Below are 18,453 nucleotides of genomic sequence, written 5' to 3' on the forward strand. Positions count from 1 at the left end.
GCCAGTGATTTGGCAGCAGGCCAGCACCAAAAAGGGCGCCCCGACGGGCCGCCCTTCGATGCCTTAATTATGCGCTTCAGACTACTCTGCGCTGCTGACCAGTCGCAGCGACACCCTATGCTCCATCATGCTGCGATAGGTGGCCACATAATCGAGAGCCATGCGCCGGGCGGTGAAGCGGGTTTCGAACTGCTTGCGGATCGCTGTACGGTCCATGCCGGCGAGACGACCCACCGCGGCAACTGCACTGGTCTCGTCCTCGACGATGAAGCCGGTGAGGGCCTCGTCGATGATCTCCGGCACCGAGCCGCGGTTATAGGCAATGACCGGCGTGCCGCAGGCCATGGATTCGATCATCACCAGGCCAAACGGCTCGGGCCAGTCGATCGGCAGCAACAGACCATAGGCGCCGCTGAGGAATTCCGGCTTCTCCCGGTCGCTGATCTCCCCGATATATTCGACCAGCGGATGATCCATCAGTGGGCGAACGACCTGCTCGTAATAGTCCTCATCCGCGCGGTCGATCTTGGCCGCGATTTTCAGCGGGATGCCGGCGCGGATGGCGATCTTTATCGCGCGGTCGACGCCCTTCTCGGGCGCAATACGCCCGAGCACGGCGAGGTAGCTCGGCGTGATCGGTTGCGGCGTCAGCAATTTCTCGGGAAGGCCGTGATAGATCGTGCGCACGAAATTCGCCTGCGGTACCGGGCGCCGCTGCGCGTTCGAAATCGAAACAACGGGAATCTTGGAGAAAGTCGTGAAGGTCGGCTGATGTTCCGGCAGATCCAGACGGCCGTGCAGCGTTGTGAGAAACGGCGTGGGTTGGCGGGAGAACAGCGAAAACGGATAGTAATCGAGATGGAAATGCAGAACGTCGAATTCGTCGTCGTCACATTTTTGCCTTACGCGCTCAAGCATTTCCATATGGAGGGCGTTGGGATCGCGGACAGAGCCGTCGAGCCGCAGCGCCTTCGGCCATCCGGCATCGAGCTTGCCTGACGTTTGAGAGTCGCCGCTGGCGAACAGCGTAACATCATGCCCCTGCGCCACCAGCTCTTCGGTCAACCAGTGGACGACGCGTTCCGTGCCTCCATAGAGCTTCGGCGGAACGGCTTCTGTCAGCGGAGCAACTTGCGCGATGCGCATTTTACATATCTCCCATGTTGGAAGTGATGAACAACTTCAGCGACGACGTGTCGGTACCGATATGCCTGAAGCTGGAACGTTCTCGCATCTGCGAGGTTCCTATGTGATCTGCGTAGTTCGTCCACACTGTGGTCTTGCTGATGCCATCACGTTCAACCACGGTTTCCGGAGTGTTAATGCTGCCCGAATGTTGCGCCGAGATGGCGAGAGCGTGGGAAATTCGGGATGGCATCATCTCCATCAGCGGGCGGGGACGCTGTCCGTCGAGATTCTTGTTCTTATTCAACGGGTTTTGACAATCACATGGACAGTCTTTCCGGATATGCGTATCGCCCTTTTGCTTTCGTGATGCGCTACATCAGGATGCGTTCTGCATCGCATCTGATCATCCTGATATCCGTGCTTGCAGCCGTCGCCTGTTCGGTGGGCACGCAGTACGGAATTAAATTTTTAGTCGATGGCCTCTCATCTGGACCTTCGGGAGCCGGTAATACCGTCTGGATCGCATTTGGCGTTCTGATCTCGCTGATCACGGCAGACATGTTCCTGTGGCGTGTGGCCAGCTGGACCGCGAGCTACACATTCGTTGGTGTCACCGGCGATCTCAGGCGCGATATCTTTCGCCATCTGACCGGACACGCACCGAGCTACTTCTCGGATCGGCTGCCCGGCATGCTGACCAGCCGTATCACGGCAACATCCAACGCGGTCTTCACGGTCGAAAACATGTTTGTCTGGAACGTGTTGCCGCCCTGCGTCGCGACATTCGCGGCGATCCTGCTGATTGGAACCGTCAGCCTGCCGATGGCGGCGGGACTGACAGTGGTGGCGGGCGCGGTTGTCGTGATGATGTTCAAGATGGCCGCGGCCGGCAAGAAACTGCATGACGACTTCGCCAGCAAAGCGGCCGCCGTCGATGGCGAAATGGTCGATGTCATCAACAATATGCCGCTGGTCCGCGCATTCTGCGGATTGAGCTTCGAACATGACCGCTTCGATGAAACGGTGGATCGCGAGCTGAACGCCCGTGGTCGCAGCCTGCGCTATCTTGAGCGTCTGCGCCTGACGCATGCGGCCATCACGGTCGCGCTCACGATCGGGCTACTCGCCTGGGCGATCATGCTGTGGCAACGCGGCGGTGCCAGCACCGGCGACGTCGTTCTGATCTGTACGCTCGGTCTCTCGATTCTGCATGCGACGCGAGATCTTGCGGTGGCGCTCGTGGATGTCACGCAACATGTTGCGCGCTTGTCCGAGGCGCTGTCCACATTGCTGGTGCCGCATGAGCTCAGCGACCATCCCGAGGCTGAGCCGCTGGTGAAGTCAGGTGCAGCGATCGCCTTCAACAATATCTCGTTCCGTTATCCTGGCGGTCTGCAGGTGTTCGACAAGTTCACGTTGCGGCTCAATGCCGGGCAGCGCGTTGGCCTTGTCGGCCAGTCCGGCGGCGGGAAATCGAGCCTGTTTGTATTGCTGCAGCGCTTCTACGACGTGCAGGACGGCAGCATCACCATCGACGGTCAGGATATTTCACGCGTGACCCAGCACAGCCTGCGTCACGCAATCTCCGTGGTACCGCAGGACATCTCATTGTTCCATCGCTCCATCATGGAGAACATCCGTTACGGACGTCCCGAGGCGACGGATGAAGAGGTACTGCGTGCGGCCATTTCGGCGCGCTGCGATTTCGTCGAGACGCTGCCGGAAGGTCTTCACACCATGGTCGGGGACCGCGGCGTCAAACTGTCCGGCGGGCAGCGCCAGCGCATCGCCATTGCACGCGCCTTCCTGAAGGACGCGCCCATTCTGCTGCTGGATGAGGCAACGGCGGCCCTCGACAGTGAATCGGAGGAGGCGATCCGTGAGGCGCTGGCGCGTCTGATGCGTGGTCGTACGGTGATCGCGATCGCGCATCGCCTCGCGACGCTGCGCAATTTCGATCGTGTGGTCATGCTGCAGAGCGGCAAGATCATTGAGGACGGTAAACCTGATCATCTGATGCAGGGCGAGGGGCCGTATCGGGAACTCGTCACACAGGAAATGAGCCGTCTCGCGCAGCACGCAGCCTGACGACTCAGTTATCCTCTCCAGGCGCTGCGTTTATCTTCGTGCCTGTCTTCACCTTACAACCGGCCGAGGTCTTTCATGCCTGTTGAAGCCGCTGCTGCCACGTTGAACGCCATCGCTGACCAGAAGGCAGTCGAGTCGCCGTTCTACATTCCGATGACGGGTCCTGCGTCGCGCCCGCGGCGTGCGCTCAAGCACGACGATACGTTCGTGGTGCTCGACAGCCATGGTGACATTGGCGCGTCCGCGGGTGGGCCGGATGGCCTGTTCAATGCCGATACGCGCTATCTCGCGCGGCTGGAACTGGCGCTGAACGACGTTCAGCCGCTGTTGCTCGGCTCGAATCTGCGCGACGACAACTCGTCGCTGACCGTCGATCTGACCAATCCGGATATCTATCGCAACGGCCGCCTCGTGCTGCAAAAAGATATGCTGCACATCGTACGCACGTTCTTCCTGTGGCGTGGTGCGGCCTATCAGCGGATCGGCCTGCAAAATCACGGCGAACACCGCGCCAGTTTTGATCTGACGCTGTCATTCGACAATGACTTTGCCGATTTGTTCGAGGTGCGCGGCGAAAAACGCAAGCATCGCGGCATCGCCACGAGTCGCCTGGTCGGACCGAGTGACGTTGCGCTGGAATATATCGGCCTCGACGGTAGATCGCTCAGCACGATGGTGCATTTCGATCCGCGCCCGACGCGGCTGGCAGCCAACACCGCGACCTACCACTTCGAGCTGAAGCCGCAGCAAACGACGTCGCTGTTCGTTGCCGCCAGTTGCAATGCCGAGGTCGGCCACAAGCCTGTGCCGTTCTTTCGTGGGCTGCTCGCGCATCGCCGCGAGATGCGCAATTTCAGCAAGGGTGCGGCGACGGTCGAGACTTCGAATGATATTTTCAACGAGGTGCTCTGCCAGGCGATGGCCGATCTCAGTATCCTGATGACGAATACGCCGCAGGGGCGATATCCCTATGCCGGTATTCCCTGGTATTCGACGACATTCGGTCGCGATGGCCTGATCACGGCGTTGCAACTGTTGTGGATCGATCCGCGCGTGGCGCGCGGCGTGCTGAAACGGCTTGCGGCATTTCAGGCGAAATCGGTCGATCCGCTTGCGGATGCCGAGCCCGGCAAGATCCTGCACGAAATGCGCGGCGGCGAGATGGCTGCCCTGCGTGAGGTTCCGTTCGCGCAATATTACGGCAGCGTCGACTCCACGCCGCTCTTTGTGATGCTCGCGGGGATGTATGTCGAGCGCACCGGCGATGACGAAACCCTGCGCGAGCTGTGGCCGGCCGTTGAGGCGGCCCTCGGATGGATCGATGGTCCCGGCGACCCCGACAAGGATGGCTTCGTCGAATATCAGCGCGCCACTGAACAGGGACTGCAGAACCAGGGCTGGAAAGATTCGTATGACGCCATCTTCCATGCCGATGGAAAGCTCGCTGAGGGCAATATCGCACTGGCGGAGGTGCAGGGCTATGTCTTCGCCGCCAAACATCTCGCGTCGCGTCTCGCATTGCGCATAGGCCTGCCCGACAAGGCCCGGCAGCTCGAGGCCGAAGCGGAGCAACTTGCTGCGCGGTTCGAGGAAGCATTCTGGTGCGAGGAACTCGGCACTTATGCGCTTGCGCTCGACGGCAAGAAGATGCCTTGCGCGGTTCGTGCCTCCAATGCAGGACAGTTGCTGTTTACAGGCATCGTCCGTGAAGACCGTGCGCGCATGGTCGCCGCCGACCTGATGCGTCCGCATTTCTTCACCGGCTGGGGCATTCGCACCATTGCGCGCGGCGAGGCGCGCTACAATCCCATGTCCTATCATGACGGCTCGATCTGGCCGCACGACAATGCGCTGATCACACTCGGTCTGGCGCGCTATGGCCTGAAGCATTCGGTCGAGGCTGTCTTCAAGGGCCTGTTCGACACCGCGGCCTATATGGACCTGCGACGATTGCCGGAATTGTTCTGCGGCTTCCAGCGCGAAAAACGCCGCGGCCCGACCTTGTATCCGGTGGCCTGCGCGCCGCAGGCCTGGGCCAGCGCAACGCCGTATACTCTGCTCGAGGCAGCACTAGGAATCGAATTCGATGTCGCGCGCGGCGAGATTCGTTTCCGCAATCCGCGGATGCCCGCTTTCCTGCAATACGTCATTTTGCGTGATCTTCGGCTCGGCGAATCCAGCGTCGATCTCTGCCTGCGCAAACACGAGAACGATGTGTCGCTGGAAGTGCTGCGAACCCGCGGTCAGATCCAGGTATCGATCGTATTGACGCATTGAAGCGTCGCCTGGCGCTGGGGTCGTGCCCATCAGCGAAACGCGTGAGTGAGGGAGTTTCCATGCCTGCAATTCGCATCGTTGCCGGATTGGCTGTAGCGTTGGCGTTGAACGCCGTGGCCGTATGCCAGGCGGCGGATGCGCCTGTGCCTCCGCCCGCGTCGTCAGAGAAATCCACCCCTGAAGCGCAGCCGTCCGTGCTGCCGCCAGCACCGGATGCGGCTGCGGTGCAGCCGGCAGCGCCACCCCCGGTCGCGTCCACGCCTCCTGCGCCTGTCGCCAAGCCGCCATCGGTTACGGTGATCGACGCTTTCGATGCCAAGGGCATTCTCGGCCGCGATGTGCGAAGCCCCGCAAGCGAGAATATGGGACGCATTGCCGACGTGATCGTCGATCGCGCGGGGCAGGTGCGCGGCGCGGTCATCGACTTCGGCGGATTCCTCGGAGTTGGCTCGCGCAAGATCGTGGTCGATTGGGGGGCGCTGCATTTCTGGAACGTGGCCGACAAGACCGCCAGCATCACGCTGGATCTGACGCGCGAACAGGTCCGTGCCGCGCCGGAATATAAGGACGATCAGCCCATCGTTGTGCTCGGTGCGTCCGGCACGCTGACGCCGCTGAGGTTTCCGCCTCTCACCATGCAGGAGCGCTAATTGGCGGTTCACGCGACCACACGCGCAGCTGATCTCTCCCGCCGCGATGATGTCGCGGCGGCGGTGCCTGAGGTCGCCTGTGCGCCGGGGATTGCGCCGGAGTCCGAGCTGGGTCCGCAGGAGCCGCAGCACAGTCCGGAGCCGTCGAAGCAGAGCCTGCGCGGGCTCGACTGGTTCATCTTCTTTCTCGCTGACGTGCAGACAGGATTCGGCCCGTTCGTCGCGGTCTATCTCACCACACAGAAATGGACCCAGGTCGAGATCGGCTTCGTGCTGTCGATCGGGGGCATCGTCGCGCTGCTCGGCCAAATTCCGGGTGGCGCGATCATCGATGCGGCGCGCTCGACGCGGCTGGTCGCCGGCGTCGCGGTCGCAACGATCGGCGGGTGTGCGCTAGCCTACGCGGCGCTGCCGGTGTTTCCTGTCATCGTCGCGGCAGCGACGCTGCATGCGATGGCGAGTTGTGTGCTCGGTCCTGCGATCGCCGCTATCAGCCTGGGGCTGGTCGGGCCACTGCGGATCGGCGAACGGCTGGGGCGCAATGCGCGCTTCGCCTCGCTCGGCAATGGCGTCGCCGCCGCCGTGATGGGCACCTGCGGTTATCTACTGTCCAGCCGGTCGGTGTTCATCGTCACCTTCTTGCTGGCGCTGCCGGTGCTCTATGCGCTGTCCCGGATTCGACCTCAGGAGATCAACCCTGCGCAGGCCCATGGTGCCAGCACCAAAGAGGCCGAGAGCAAAAAGCCGATCCGTTTTCGCGATCTGGTGCGGCAGAAGCCGCTGTTGATTTTTGCCTGCGCTGTGCTGCTGCTGCAGCTTGCCAATGCCGCGATGCTGCCTTTGATGGCGGGCGTCGTCACGACGCGCTCGGCCGACTGGGCACCGGCGCTGATCGCCTTCTGCATCGTGGTCCCGCAGGCCATCGTCGCGGCGACCTCACCGACGGTCGGCCGAAAGGCGCAGCAATGGGGCCGTCGGCCACTACTGCTGATCGCCTTCGCCGCGCTCGTGATCCGCGGATTGCTATTCGCCGTGGTCACCGACCCGTTTGCGCTGGTCGCTGTGCAGGTCTTCGACGGCGTCACTGCTGCCGTGTTCAGCGTGATGATCCCGCTGATCGTCGCCGACATCGCTTTTGGCAGCGGTCGCTTCAGCCTTGCGCAAGGCATTGTCGGCACCGCCACCGGCATCGGCGCGTCGCTTAGCACAGTGACCGCCGGCTTCGTCGCCGACAAGCTCGGCGCGCCGGTTGCCTTTGTCGGCTTGGCCTGCGTGGCCGGGCTTGGTCTGTTGCTGATCTGGTTGGTAATGCCGGAAACCCGCCGGGACCACGGCGAGGTTGAGAGCGGACTTTAGGGCACTACGCTCTCGCCGAGGAAGTTGACCGCGGCCGTGACACCGCCCTTGCCGTGCGGAATGCCGAGCGCCTGCAGTCCCATCTCGATCACGCCGAGCGTTCCGAGAATCATGGGCGCGTTGACATGGCCCATATGGGCGATGCGGAATGCTTTTCCGTGCAGGTCGCCGATGCCGACGCCGAGAATGACGCCACATTTATCGCGGCAGTAATCGAGCAGCGGCGTCGGGTTGTCCATCCGCACCGTCGTGACCGTGTTGCCGCGTTCTTTCGGCTCGACGATGTTGAAGCTCAGCACGCCGCCACCGGCCCATACGGCAACGGCGCGGCGGACGGCTTCCGCCAGCAATCGATGGCGCTGGAACACATTGACGAGCTTTTCGTCGAACAGCATGTCGATGGCCTGACGCTGTGCGAACATCAGGTGCACCGGCGCGGTGCCCGAATGTTTCCGGTAGTGCTCGTCGCCGTCGCGCTCGGTCCAGTCCCAATAGGGTGTGCGCAGATTGGCAGTCTTGTGCACCTCGCGGGCACGGTCATTCGCGGCGACATAGCCGAGGCCGGGCGGTGTCATCAGGCCTTTCTGTGAGCCTGACATGGCGACATCGATGCCCCATGCATCCATCTCGAACGGCATGCAGCCGAGCGAAGCCACGGTGTCGACCATGAATAATGCGGGATGGCCGGCGGCCTTGATCGCCTTGCCGATGGCTTCAATGTCGTTGAACGCGCCCGACGCCGTGTCGATCTGCACTGCAAGCACAGCCTTGATCTCGTGATTGGTGTCTTGTCGCAACGTTGCTTCAACCTCGGCAGGACGAATGGCGCGATTCCAGTCGCCCTTCAGGCTCTGCACGTCGACGCCCATGGCGCGTGCCGCATGGCCCCAGCCGACCGCAAAACGCCCGCTTTCCAGCACCAGGATCTTGTCGCCGCGCGACAGCACATTGGTGAGCGTCGCTTCCCAGGCACCGTGCCCGTTGGCGATATACATATAGGTGTTGCCTTTGGTGGCGAACAACGTGCCGATATCGCGCAGCAGCCCGAATGTGAGCTGCACCATTTCCTTGGAGTAGATATCCAGCGGCGGACGATGCATCGCCCGCAATACTTCGTCTGGCATCGTGGTGGGGCCGGGGATGGCGAGAAATTCACGACCTGCACGAACGACCATTTTCAATCCTTGTTGGTATTTTCGGCCATGGTGCCATGGCGCAGCGCGAAATCAAAGCGCGTGTGAGGTGGTTTGAATTTGACCGCTTAGTGAGTCAGCGCATCACGCCCGATCACATTCGCGATGGCCTGGAAGATCTGGTCCTTGATCTCGGTCGCCGCCGGACTCGGGATCGTCTCGGGAGGGCCGTCGTGTTTGGCGCAGGCCACCACCAGCCGCAGGATCCAGACTTCGCCATCAGTGTAGTACAGGTCGCCGCCGCCATTGTGGCCGGCGACGGTTGGGCCGATTCCGGTGACCTGATATTTGGCCTCGACCATGCCGGCCTTTTCGAGGTCGCCCGCGAGCACCGCGCGCTCCGCGTCGATATCGGCAGCGATATGATGCGTGATCGCGCCGGTGTATTTGCTGATCCCGACGCTGCGATCGAAAGTCGCGTCGCCGAGCCAGACCGGGCGATCTTCCTGTCCCTTGTCGAGGACCTTCCAGAGCCGGATGTGGTGGCGATGATCAGCGCTGTTGCCGACCGGCTTCTCGAAAGCGAGATCCTCGCGGCGGCCGAGATAAACCAGCGGGCTCACCGGTGCTTCGCGATAGGGTCGGTCGAGCAAGACGCTGCCGACAATCTCGAGGGACGAGCGCAAGGTTACGGGATCGGCCGGATACCAGCCGGCAGCATGCATCGCGCACAGCACGTCCTTCTTGTCGCCAATCAGCCCGACATTGATGGGATCGCCCGGGATGCCCTGCGCGGTCATCGTCGTCATCGGCAATCCGGCAAGACTCTTCTGGTGCTCGTAATGAGTCCAGAGTTCCGGGAGCAACAGATAGGCGATGCCGCCATAGATGACCAAAGCGAGCAGCGTCAGCCGCGCCGCCCGGAATGTCCGGCTGCGGCGTTGTTTTTGCGCAATGACATCCGTCTGCAGGTCAGCCACGGTTCCGCTCGATCGAATCTGAGCGGGGAACCTGCCACGTCAGCGCCACGATGTCATCGTCGGGTCTCGCGGCAGCCGGCGGCTTCGGCCTCTTCTTTAGAGCAAAACCAGCGTGTTCCCTTGCTGATCCGCATGCTGATCTTGGCATACCAGCGGCTTTCGGGCGTGTGGTAGATGCAGACGCCGGCCCGGTTGACGTTGCCCTTGATCCGGCAGGCCGGCGACGGCGCCACGTGGCCGGATGCCGAGGCCAGCAGGATCGGCAAGGCATCCTCCGGAGGCTTGATCGAGCCGAGAATGGTGGTTTTCTTGTTGCGTACGCGCCAGTCCCAGGGCGCAAAGAACGCGCCAGCCCAAAGTCCGGCCTTGGCCTCACGTGCGGCTTTCTCGTCGGCATCATAGGCATGGGAGAAGCGCACATAGGAAAGCGCCCAGCCGCTCTTCACCATCCATTGGCTGATGTCTTCGCCGTCCACCTCGCATTTGGCGACCGAGCGACCGAAGCGATCGGTCCGTAGCACGTGGCAGGTCCAGCTCTTGTCGCCGACATGTTCAACAAGCGCTTCATGGGCCGCGACGCCGCAGGTCCAGCGCTCGCCGGCGGCATTCAGGCACAACTGATCGAGGCCGGGCGAGTCCATGCCGGCGAGCCGGATGCGGGTCGCGCCAATGGTCATCTGGTCGCCATCGCGAATCTTCGGCACCCCGGTCACGTCGGCGGCCTGTGCCAGTGCGGGAATGCAAAGCATCGCGATAAAAAGAGAGAAGGTGCGGAACATGCGCATCGAACCGTTTGATTGCAAAATCATGACGACAATCCGGAGACAGTGCGGGCATTTCGCCGTGCATGCCAGCGCGGTCGCTCCTTCATACCTTCAACTTCGCGCGATGAACTATGCGGCGTGGCCGTTCATCATTCTCCGCCGCGCCAGCGCGAGACCCATCAGCACGAAGGCTGAGGTCACTTCGGGACCGCCAACGAGAATCCGTGTCGGCGTTTTCATCTTGTTCCATTCATAGGCCTTGAACGGACCCTTGCGGCCGCCTTCGCCTGTTGCCGTGATGATGCAGCGCAGCGCGGGTGCGAAATGCGCGAGCTCGCCGCCGAGATGTCCAAGCGCGATCAGTGCGAGTGCCGCATCGAAAGTATTCATCTCGCGCGCAATCAACTCGTCCTGCACATAAGCGAGCACACGCAGGCGGATGAAGTCGAACGTGCCGTCGGTATCGATGGCCTGTTGTGTCTCGGCCGGCAATTCACGGAAAGCCGCATAGCAGCGGCCGAAATAGGCGCTGTAGAGCTCCGGCAGATAATAGATGTGCGATTTCGGATCGGCGAAGGCGCCGGATGCCACGAGGCGGCGCTGGAAGCCGATGATCCGCTGCACCGTTTCCAGACGTGTCGGCGTCTCCATCACCTTCCAGCGGACGAGATTCCGGAACGAGACTTCGAGCACGTCGAGATTGAGTGTCGGATCGAGATCGTTGCCATAGGGCCGCTCGCCCGCGAGATTGTCGATCCATGTGACGATGGCGCCGTCATAGTCGATATGGTCGTTGAGCGGCACGGTGACCATCGGTTCGTTGCTGCCGTTGCCGACCTGATAGCCGGCATAGAAGTCGAGCAGGGGTTGATCGAGGATCGGATCGGTCGAGCCGGCCTGTGTGGCGGCGGAGAACGAGCAGGCGGTGGTGTCGCAGTCCGGCACATAGATGCCGAAGCCGAGGTCCTGCTTGATCTGTGCGAAGAGGCGGCTGAAGCGCGGATGCGGCGGCGGCGCCAGCGCGGTGATGACGTTCACGCTCGTCCCGTCATGCGAGCGGACTTCCTCGCGGCTGGTGACCAGGCAGAATTCAACCATCGCATCGATGGCGCGGTGCGAGGATGTCGTCTGGTCCGGCGACGGCAGTCCGGTTTCGCCGAAGCTGAGCAGCGCCTCGGTGAAGAACGCGTCGTAATAGGCAGAGCGATGCCGGATCTGCACCGGCTCCCACATGGGTTCGGCAATTCCGGTCCATGGCGGATTGATGAGTTTTCCGGCCGGTGAGCGTGCGATGAAGATGCGCGCGAGGGTGAACAGCAGCGTCGAATTCTTGTAGCCGCGCGAATTCAGGCCCGTCAGAGCCATCAGGAAATCGCGGCCATGCATGTCGGGATCGCCGATCAGGTTGAATGCCGCGTAGGTGGGGATGAAGCCGTTGCGGTCGAACGAGCGCAGCAGATGCGTGCCGCAGGCCTTGATGACATCGTCGATCTCGCCCAGCGACGGTGCCTGCGCTGACGCCGTCACCGGCTTCGGCTCTGGATGGCTCAATGCGACCGTGTCGAGCAGCTCGGCGATGGGCTGGCCGATGGCTTCCCAATCGGGGCTCGCGTCGTCGCGCGCCGCTCTCAGGGCCTGCTGTATGGCTTTGAACCGGGCGGGGTCACGCAACTCGGGCAGGCCGGCGCGACAGAGCAATGGACGGAGCGCAGGATTACCGAGCGCGGTTTTGTAGAACTTGACGATATGAGCGTCGCCGCCGGTGTGCTTGTGGAATAGGGGGTCGCAGAGGTCGTAAAGCGACGGGCCGTCCTTGCTGGCTGTCAGCGCGCGGTATGCGGCGCCGGCAAAATAAGTCACACCCATGAGGTTTCTTTCAGTGCGGTCCCTGCGCACGCTTCGAAAACCGCCCGCCGCTGCTGCGGCGCAATCGCCTCCCGACACCTGCAAGTCTTTGAAAAATTGCACGAATCGGCCGAGATTACAATTGCGTGAAGCGCAAGCCCGTTCAAGACCTTAGCCTGGTCAGTCAGTAACCCTGTCTTAAATCCCGGCCTTTACCGGTTGCCCGGGTGGGCCCGACGGGTTAACAACCAGTTTGCTGCGATGCCGCAAATTGAGCGCATTTAATACTCATTGGTTTGGCATCCCTTCAAACCTATTTCGACGTTCGCGCGACCCACGGTTGCGCCTGAACGGTGAGCAGGAATGACGTTATGAACGTACGGCAGTTTCGCGTATCCCGTCGCTCGATCACTGTGGCCGCAGCTTTTGTCGGCCTGGTGTCGCTGGTGCTTGGCGCCAACGCCGCGCTGAACAAGCGCTCGCTGGAAGCCGCACAGGCCGAGACGGTGACCGGAACGATCAATCCCGTGACGAAGGCGTCGCGCATCGCGCTGGTGATCGGCAACGGTCATTACCCCGACGCCGGCGCGCCGCTGAGCCAGCCGATCAATGATGCACGTGCCATGACGAGCGCACTCCGCCGCGACGGTTTCGACGTCGATGTGGTGGAAGACGCGACCCGCGATGACATGACCCGCGCTGTCGAGCGCCTGAAGGCCAAGATCAAGCCTGAAACCGTCGTGATGCTGTACTTCGGTGGCTATGGCGTTCAGGTCGGCCGCCAGAGTTACATGATCCCCGTCGATGCCGCGATCTGGAAAGAGCGTGACATCCGCCGCGATGGCATGAGCGTCGAGTCCGTTCTCGATATCATGAAGGAGCAGGGTGCCCAGGCCAAACTGGTCGTGCTGGATGCGTCCCGCCGCAATCCCTATGAGCGTCGCTTCCGCGGTTATTCGCGTGGTCTCGCGCCGATCGATGTTCCTGAGAATGCGCTGATCCTGACCTCGGCGACGCCGGGCAAGGTTGCCGACGATGTGGATGGTCAGAACAGCCTGCTCGCAACCGAATTGCTGAAGAACATGAAGGCCAAGCCGGCGAGTGCCGAGTCCGTCTTCACCAACACCCGGGTCGCGGTTACCCGCGCGACCGCAGGTGAGCAGGTGCCTGCGGTGTCCTCGTCACTGGTTGAGGACATCCTGCTCGGCGAAAGCGCAACGGCTAAAGCCGGTAGCTGATCTTTCCCGTTGTGATTACTTCGCGGCGTCTGCGTTAGCCATCACCGGACGAACCGGGTCGCCTTCGCGCAGCAATGCGCCCGCGCGCGCGACAATCACATCGCCATCATTCAAGCCTTCGCGCACTTCGACGCGGCCGCCCGACATCAGGCCAACCTCGACGCGCCGCGTCTCGATACGCTGCCGCCGGACCACCTGCACGACGGTGCCGCCGGCACTGTAGAGAACTGCGGTCAGTGGCACGGAGACGCCACAGCTTTCGCCAGTCTTGATGATGGCGCGCGCGTAGGAATTGCTCATCAGCCGCCGGGCCGAGGTGATCGAGACCACGACCTGGCCGAGCTGGCTGTTGGGCTCCACGGTGGAGGCGACGCGTTTCACTTTACCGTCCAGCTCTCCAGCGCCGATCACCTTAACCTTGACCGGCTGATCGACTTTCAGCTTCGGCAGGTCGCGCGTCGGCACCTGGCCGATGAATTCGAACTCGCTCCGCGCGATGATGCTGAAAAGCGCTTCGCCCTTGGCCGATGCAAGCGATCCGACCACGGCGGACGAGGCGCTGACCAATCCTGCGACCGTGGCCTGAACTTGCAGCGATCCGCCTTCCGGCGGCGTCAGGCGTGCGAGGATCTGGCCTGCGGTGACGTTCTCGCCGGCATCGACCATGACCTCTGCGACCTTGAGGCCCGGGCGATCCGGACGGATCGAGACTTCCTCGCGCGGGATCAGGATGCCGGAGACTTCGACGGTCGCGGAGAAGCAGGACTTCGCGGCGGTCAGTACGGTCACTGCCGCACCCTTTGGGGCATCAGCAGGATCGTCGGCGGCCAGAGCCGGCTGCGTGAACACGCATAACGACAGCGCGACCAGCAATCTGGCCCATGTGGTGGTTCGCTTGGAAGAGGCGACGAACAGGGTCATTGCTTTTGCCTATTTGTGCGGGACGGCGGGTGGTTGACCATTTTGCGGGTCTTCCTCGCCGCTCGACACCAGCAGCTTGCGCCCGAAGCGCCATGCCAATTGTCCGACATCGTCCATCATCATGAACATCGCCGGCACGAACAGCAGCGACAGCGCCGTCGAGAAGATCAGTCCGCCAATGATAGCAAGCGCCATCGGCGAGCGGAACTCGCCGCCGGCGCCGAAGGCCAGTGCGGACGGCATCATGCCAGCGACCATGGCAACGGTGGTCATCACGATCGGCCGCGCGCGCTTCATGCCGGCGTCGATGATCGCGACCTCTCGCGGCTTGCCTTCGCGAATGGCTTCCACTGCAAATTCCACCAGCATGATGGCGTTCTTGGTGACGATGCCCATCAGCATCAGGATGCCGATCCAGACAGGCGTCGTCAGTTGCTTGCCTGTCAGGAGCAGCGCCAGGATCGCGCCGCCGATCGAGAGCGGCAGCGAGAACAGGATGGTGATCGGTTGCAGGAACGTGCCGAACAGCAGCACCAGCACCGCATAGACCATCATCAGGCCTGCCGAGATCGCGGTGGCGAAACCATCCGCGAGTTCGTTCAGGCTTTCGGCGTCGCCGGACTGCTTGACGCTCACATTCTTCGGCAGGCTCTTCATGACCGGCAGTTCGTAGATCTTCTTCAGGGCATCGCCGAGCGCGGCGGTACCCACGAGATCCGCGGCCACGGTGGCCTGACGTTCTCTGTCGTAGCGGTTGATGCTGGTCGGTCCCTGATCGAGCTTGATGTCGGCAACGACGGAGAGCGGCACACCGCCGCGGCCGCCACCAAGTGGCACCCGCAATTGTTCGAGAATCTGGAAGTCTGCGCGTGCCGTGTCTTCGAGCTGCACGCGGATCGGCACCAGGCGATCGCCGGCATCGAATTTCGCCAGAGCCGGGCCGACGTCGCCGATGGTGGCGACGCGGATGGTTTCCGACAGGCTCTCGGTGGAGACGCCGAGCCGTGCCGCGAGATCGGCACGCGGCTGCACCCGCAGCTCAGGACGATCCAGCGAGGTTTCCGAGATCACATTGGAGATCAGCGGAATGCGCTTCATCTGCGTCGCCAGTTCGCTGGCGACATTGGCGACGATATTGCTGTCGGTGCCGGTCACTACCAGCGAGATGGCGCGCAGCCCGTTTTCGTCGAGGAACCAGTAGCGGATATCCGGAACGCTTTCGAGTTCCTTGCTGATATCGAGTTCGAGCAGGCGCTGTGTATGTGCGCTGTCGCGTTCGCTCTTTGGAGTGTAGTTGATGATCAGAGCTGCGCGCCGCACTTCATAGGTGCCGGGAGGAACGTGACCGCCATCGACGAACACGCTCTTCACCTCAGGTCGCTTGCGGAGCCGCGCGACGATGTCTTCTGTGACCTTTTCGGTGTAAGCGAGCTGCGATCCCGGTGGCAATTCCATCGCCATGAGCGAACGCGCCGTGTCCTGGGCCGGCAGGAAGCCCTGCGGCAGCAGCTGGATGCTCCAGATCGACAGTGCGAAGACGGCGAGACCGAACAGAACCGTCACGTAGTAGCGCTTCACCGACAGGGTCACGAGCTTGTTGTAGGCTTGCAGCAGGCGCCCCGGCGGTGGATCGTCGTGCTTGTGATCCTTGAGGAAGTAGGCCGCCAGCACAGGTGTGACGAAGCGCGCTGCCAAGAGTGAGAAGAACACCTGCACCGAGACGGTGATGCCGAACTGCTTGAAGAATTGTCCGGCGATGCCCGACATGAAGCTGGCCGGGGCAAAGATCGCGATAATGGTGAGGCTGATGGCGATCACAGCGAGGCCGATTTCGTCGGCCGCTTCCAGCGCGGCGCGATAAGGCGACTTGCCCATCCGCATATGCCGCACGATGTTCTCGATCTCGACGATGGCGTCGTCGACGAGAATGCCTGTCGACAGCGTGATGGCGAGGAAGCTCACGAGGTTGAGCGAGAAGCCGAGCAGGTCCATCGCCCAGAAGGCGGGGAAGATCGATAGCGGCAGCGAGATCGCGGCAATGACCGTGGCGCGCAGATCGCGCAGGAAGAAGAACACCACAATGACGGCAAGCGCCGCGCCTTCGAACAGTGTCGAGATTGCAGCTTCGTAATTGCCCTTGGTGAAGTCGACCGACGTATCGATCAATTTCAGATCGACATCGGGATAGGATGCCTTCAGCGCATCGATGCGCTTCTGCACAGCCGCCGCGACCACCACGTCGCTGGCGCCTTTGGACCGCTTGATGCCCAGGGCCACCACGGGCTCGCCGTTGAAACGCGCAAAGGTGCGGCGATCGGCAATGGTGTCGGTGACTGTGCCGAGATCTTCGAGCCGCACCTCGCCGCCAGAGGGCAGGCTGATCATGGTGCCGGCGAGTTCGTTCAGCGTCTTCGCGCCCGCCAGCGTCCGGATCGCCTGATCGTTCTTGCCGATTTCGGCGCGGCCGCCGGCGAGGTCCACATTGGTGCCGCGCAGGCGCCTGGACACATCGACGGCGGTAAGGCCTGCGGCCTGCAAGCGATCGGGATCGAGCGACACCAGAATCTCACGCTCGACGCCGCCGATGCGCTCGACCTGCGCGACGTTGCGCACGCCCTGCAACGCGCGCTTGACCACGTCATCGACGAACCACGACAGTTGCTCCGGCGTCTTGCCAGGTGAGATCGCCGCATAGGTCACGATCGGCAGGCCGATTACGTCGACGCGCTGGATCAGCGGTTCGTTGACATTCTGGGGGAGGTTGGCGCGCACGCGCGTCACGGCGTCCTTGACGTCGTTCAGCGCGCGGTCGGTATTGGTTTCCAGCGCGAATTGCACCGTCGTGACCGACAGGCCGTCAGTGATCGACGACGAGATGTGGCGCACGCCTTCGACGCCGGAGACGCCGTCTTCGATGGTCTTGGTGACCTGCGCTTCAAGTTCCGCGGGCGCTGCGCCGAATTGCGAGACGGCGACCGAGATCACCGGAATGTCTGCGCTCGGTAGCCGCGTGATCGCCAGCTTGGTGAAGCTGATCCAGCCGAGTACCAGAAGAATGATCGAGAAGACGATGGACGGAAGCGGATGGCGGATCGACCATGCCGAGATATTCATTGCCATTAACGCACCCGCGATCGATCGAGGTCATCGGCGAACATGGTCTGGACCTTGTCGCCGTCATGAAGTGATGTACCGGCATCGGCGACGACGATGTCGCCCACCTCGACACCTTCAAGAATTTCCGTCGACGTATCAGACACCAGCCCGACTTTTACCCGTCGGGTCTCGATGGTGTTGCCCTTCACGAGCTGCACCATGAAGTGTTCGATCGCCGAGCGCGGGATCGCGACGCCGCAGCTGCGCTTGGCGTCGATGCTGGCGCGGGCGAAGACACCGACCTTGAGCGACGGATTGCTGGCCAGCGATAGCCGGACATGGCCGAGCTGTGTCACGCGGTCGATCTGTGGCGACACCAGCCGCACCTTGCCGAAAATATCGGGCTGATCGTCTCGGCTGATCCGCGCCGTGACACCGGGGTTGAGCTTGAGGATGTGGATGCTCGGCACTTCCGCATCGAGCTCGAGCTCGTTGTTGATGGCGATCCTGAACATCGGCCCGGCCTGCGGCGAGGCCGGCGCGCCGACGATGGTGTTCACGGAGGTAATCAGACCTGCAGCGGGGGCGCGCAGCGTCACAGGATTCGGACGTGCATTGCCTGCCGTCGGCGGCGGTGTCAGCCGGGCCAGTTCCTGGTTCTCGGTGACGGTGTCGCCTTCGCGGACCAGCACTTCGGAGACCTTTGAACCTTCGGTCTCCACGCCGACCACGGCCTCGCGGCGCGGAACCACGAAGCCGGTCACCCGCACAAGATCGGAGAAGCAGGCATTGGTGGCCTTGGCGACGATCACCATGGCGCCATTCGGCGAAGCGGAGCCGGCAGGTGCGGGTTCAGCGGCGAAGCCGATAGAGGTGGTTGCGACCATGGTGGCCGCCAGCGACAGACATGCGAGAGAGGGGGAGAAGCAGGCAAAAGCCTTCATTGCGAGATCGATCCACTTGGTATTACGGAGCAC

Annotated in this window: 14 protein-coding genes; 5 read left to right on the forward strand and 9 right to left on the reverse strand. The window is 62.3% G+C overall.

What is annotated here, in order from left to right:
* Window positions 1-81: 81 nt before the first annotated feature.
* Window positions 82-1,146 (reverse strand): glycosyltransferase family 4 protein, encoded by a 1,065-nt coding sequence (locus SFY93_RS05535; protein WP_089266708.1) that lies wholly within the window; start codon window positions 1,144-1,146, stop codon window positions 82-84.
* Between the two features lies 1 nt (window position 1,147).
* On the reverse strand, window positions 1,148-1,432 hold the full coding sequence (locus tag SFY93_RS05540) for a hypothetical protein (protein ID WP_320446334.1): 285 nt from the start codon (window positions 1,430-1,432) through the stop codon (window positions 1,148-1,150).
* A gap of 17 nt (window positions 1,433-1,449) precedes the next feature.
* Here SFY93_RS05540 and SFY93_RS05545 point away from each other — a divergent pair, with 17 nt between their 5' ends.
* From SFY93_RS05545 to SFY93_RS05560, 4 genes are all read left to right on the forward strand, one after another.
* Complete coding sequence (locus tag SFY93_RS05545) at window positions 1,450-3,216, forward strand: ABC transporter ATP-binding protein (protein ID WP_320446335.1); 1,767 nt, start codon at window positions 1,450-1,452, stop codon at window positions 3,214-3,216.
* Between the two features lie 75 nt (window positions 3,217-3,291).
* Window positions 3,292-5,493: an amylo-alpha-1,6-glucosidase gene (locus tag SFY93_RS05550; protein WP_320446336.1), complete on the forward strand. Its 2,202-nt coding sequence runs from the start codon at window positions 3,292-3,294 to the stop codon at window positions 5,491-5,493.
* A gap of 59 nt (window positions 5,494-5,552) precedes the next feature.
* Window positions 5,553-6,143 carry a PRC-barrel domain-containing protein gene (locus SFY93_RS05555; protein WP_320446337.1) on the forward strand — a complete coding sequence of 197 codons (591 nt, stop codon included), beginning with the start codon at window positions 5,553-5,555 and terminating at the stop codon, window positions 6,141-6,143.
* Between the two features lie 90 nt (window positions 6,144-6,233).
* On the forward strand, window positions 6,234-7,499 hold the full coding sequence (locus SFY93_RS05560; protein WP_320447702.1) for an MFS transporter: 1,266 nt from the start codon (window positions 6,234-6,236) through the stop codon (window positions 7,497-7,499).
* Here SFY93_RS05560 and SFY93_RS05565 read toward each other — a convergent pair.
* From SFY93_RS05565 to SFY93_RS05580, 4 genes are all read right to left on the reverse strand, one after another.
* Window positions 7,496-8,674, reverse strand: a complete 1,179-nt coding sequence (locus SFY93_RS05565) for a pyridoxal-phosphate-dependent aminotransferase family protein (protein ID WP_320446338.1) — start codon at window positions 8,672-8,674, stop codon at window positions 7,496-7,498. The genes SFY93_RS05560 and SFY93_RS05565 overlap by 4 nt on opposite strands.
* Window positions 8,675-8,760: 86 nt before the next feature.
* The gene (locus tag SFY93_RS05570) at window positions 8,761-9,612 is read right to left on the reverse strand and encodes an LssY C-terminal domain-containing protein (RefSeq protein ID WP_089266719.1); all 852 of its coding nucleotides are present in this window, start codon (window positions 9,610-9,612) and stop codon (window positions 8,761-8,763) included.
* Window positions 9,613-9,665: 53 nt separating this feature from the next.
* Entirely contained in the window at window positions 9,666-10,391 is a 726-nt protein-coding gene (locus SFY93_RS05575; RefSeq protein ID WP_089266918.1) for a thermonuclease family protein, read from the reverse strand.
* Window positions 10,392-10,505: 114 nt separating this feature from the next.
* The gene (locus tag SFY93_RS05580; RefSeq protein ID WP_320446339.1) at window positions 10,506-12,242 is read right to left on the reverse strand and encodes a hypothetical protein; all 1,737 of its coding nucleotides are present in this window, start codon (window positions 12,240-12,242) and stop codon (window positions 10,506-10,508) included.
* 350 nt (window positions 12,243-12,592) lie between these two features.
* Here SFY93_RS05580 and SFY93_RS05585 point away from each other — a divergent pair, with 350 nt between their 5' ends.
* Complete coding sequence (locus tag SFY93_RS05585) at window positions 12,593-13,459, forward strand: caspase family protein (protein ID WP_320446340.1); 867 nt, start codon at window positions 12,593-12,595, stop codon at window positions 13,457-13,459.
* Window positions 13,460-13,474: 15 nt separating this feature from the next.
* On the opposite strand, the gene SFY93_RS05590 is transcribed toward SFY93_RS05585, so the two are convergent.
* From SFY93_RS05590 to SFY93_RS05600, 3 genes are read right to left on the reverse strand one after another with little or no spacing between them, the layout of a single operon-like run.
* Window positions 13,475-14,380, reverse strand: coding sequence for an efflux RND transporter periplasmic adaptor subunit (locus SFY93_RS05590; protein WP_320446341.1), 906 nt, complete (start codon window positions 14,378-14,380; stop codon window positions 13,475-13,477).
* Window positions 14,381-14,389: 9 nt separating this feature from the next.
* Window positions 14,390-17,500 carry an efflux RND transporter permease subunit gene (locus SFY93_RS05595; RefSeq protein WP_089266725.1) on the reverse strand — a complete coding sequence of 1,037 codons (3,111 nt, stop codon included), beginning with the start codon at window positions 17,498-17,500 and terminating at the stop codon, window positions 14,390-14,392.
* Complete coding sequence (locus SFY93_RS05600; RefSeq protein ID WP_320447703.1) at window positions 17,500-18,363, reverse strand: efflux RND transporter periplasmic adaptor subunit; 864 nt, start codon at window positions 18,361-18,363, stop codon at window positions 17,500-17,502. The genes SFY93_RS05595 and SFY93_RS05600 overlap by 1 nt, the downstream gene beginning before the upstream one ends.
* Window positions 18,364-18,453: the final 90 nt, after the last annotated feature.

The organism is Tardiphaga sp. 42S5, assembly GCF_034044155.1.
GTDB classification, from domain to species: Bacteria; Pseudomonadota; Alphaproteobacteria; order Rhizobiales; family Xanthobacteraceae; genus Tardiphaga; species Tardiphaga robiniae.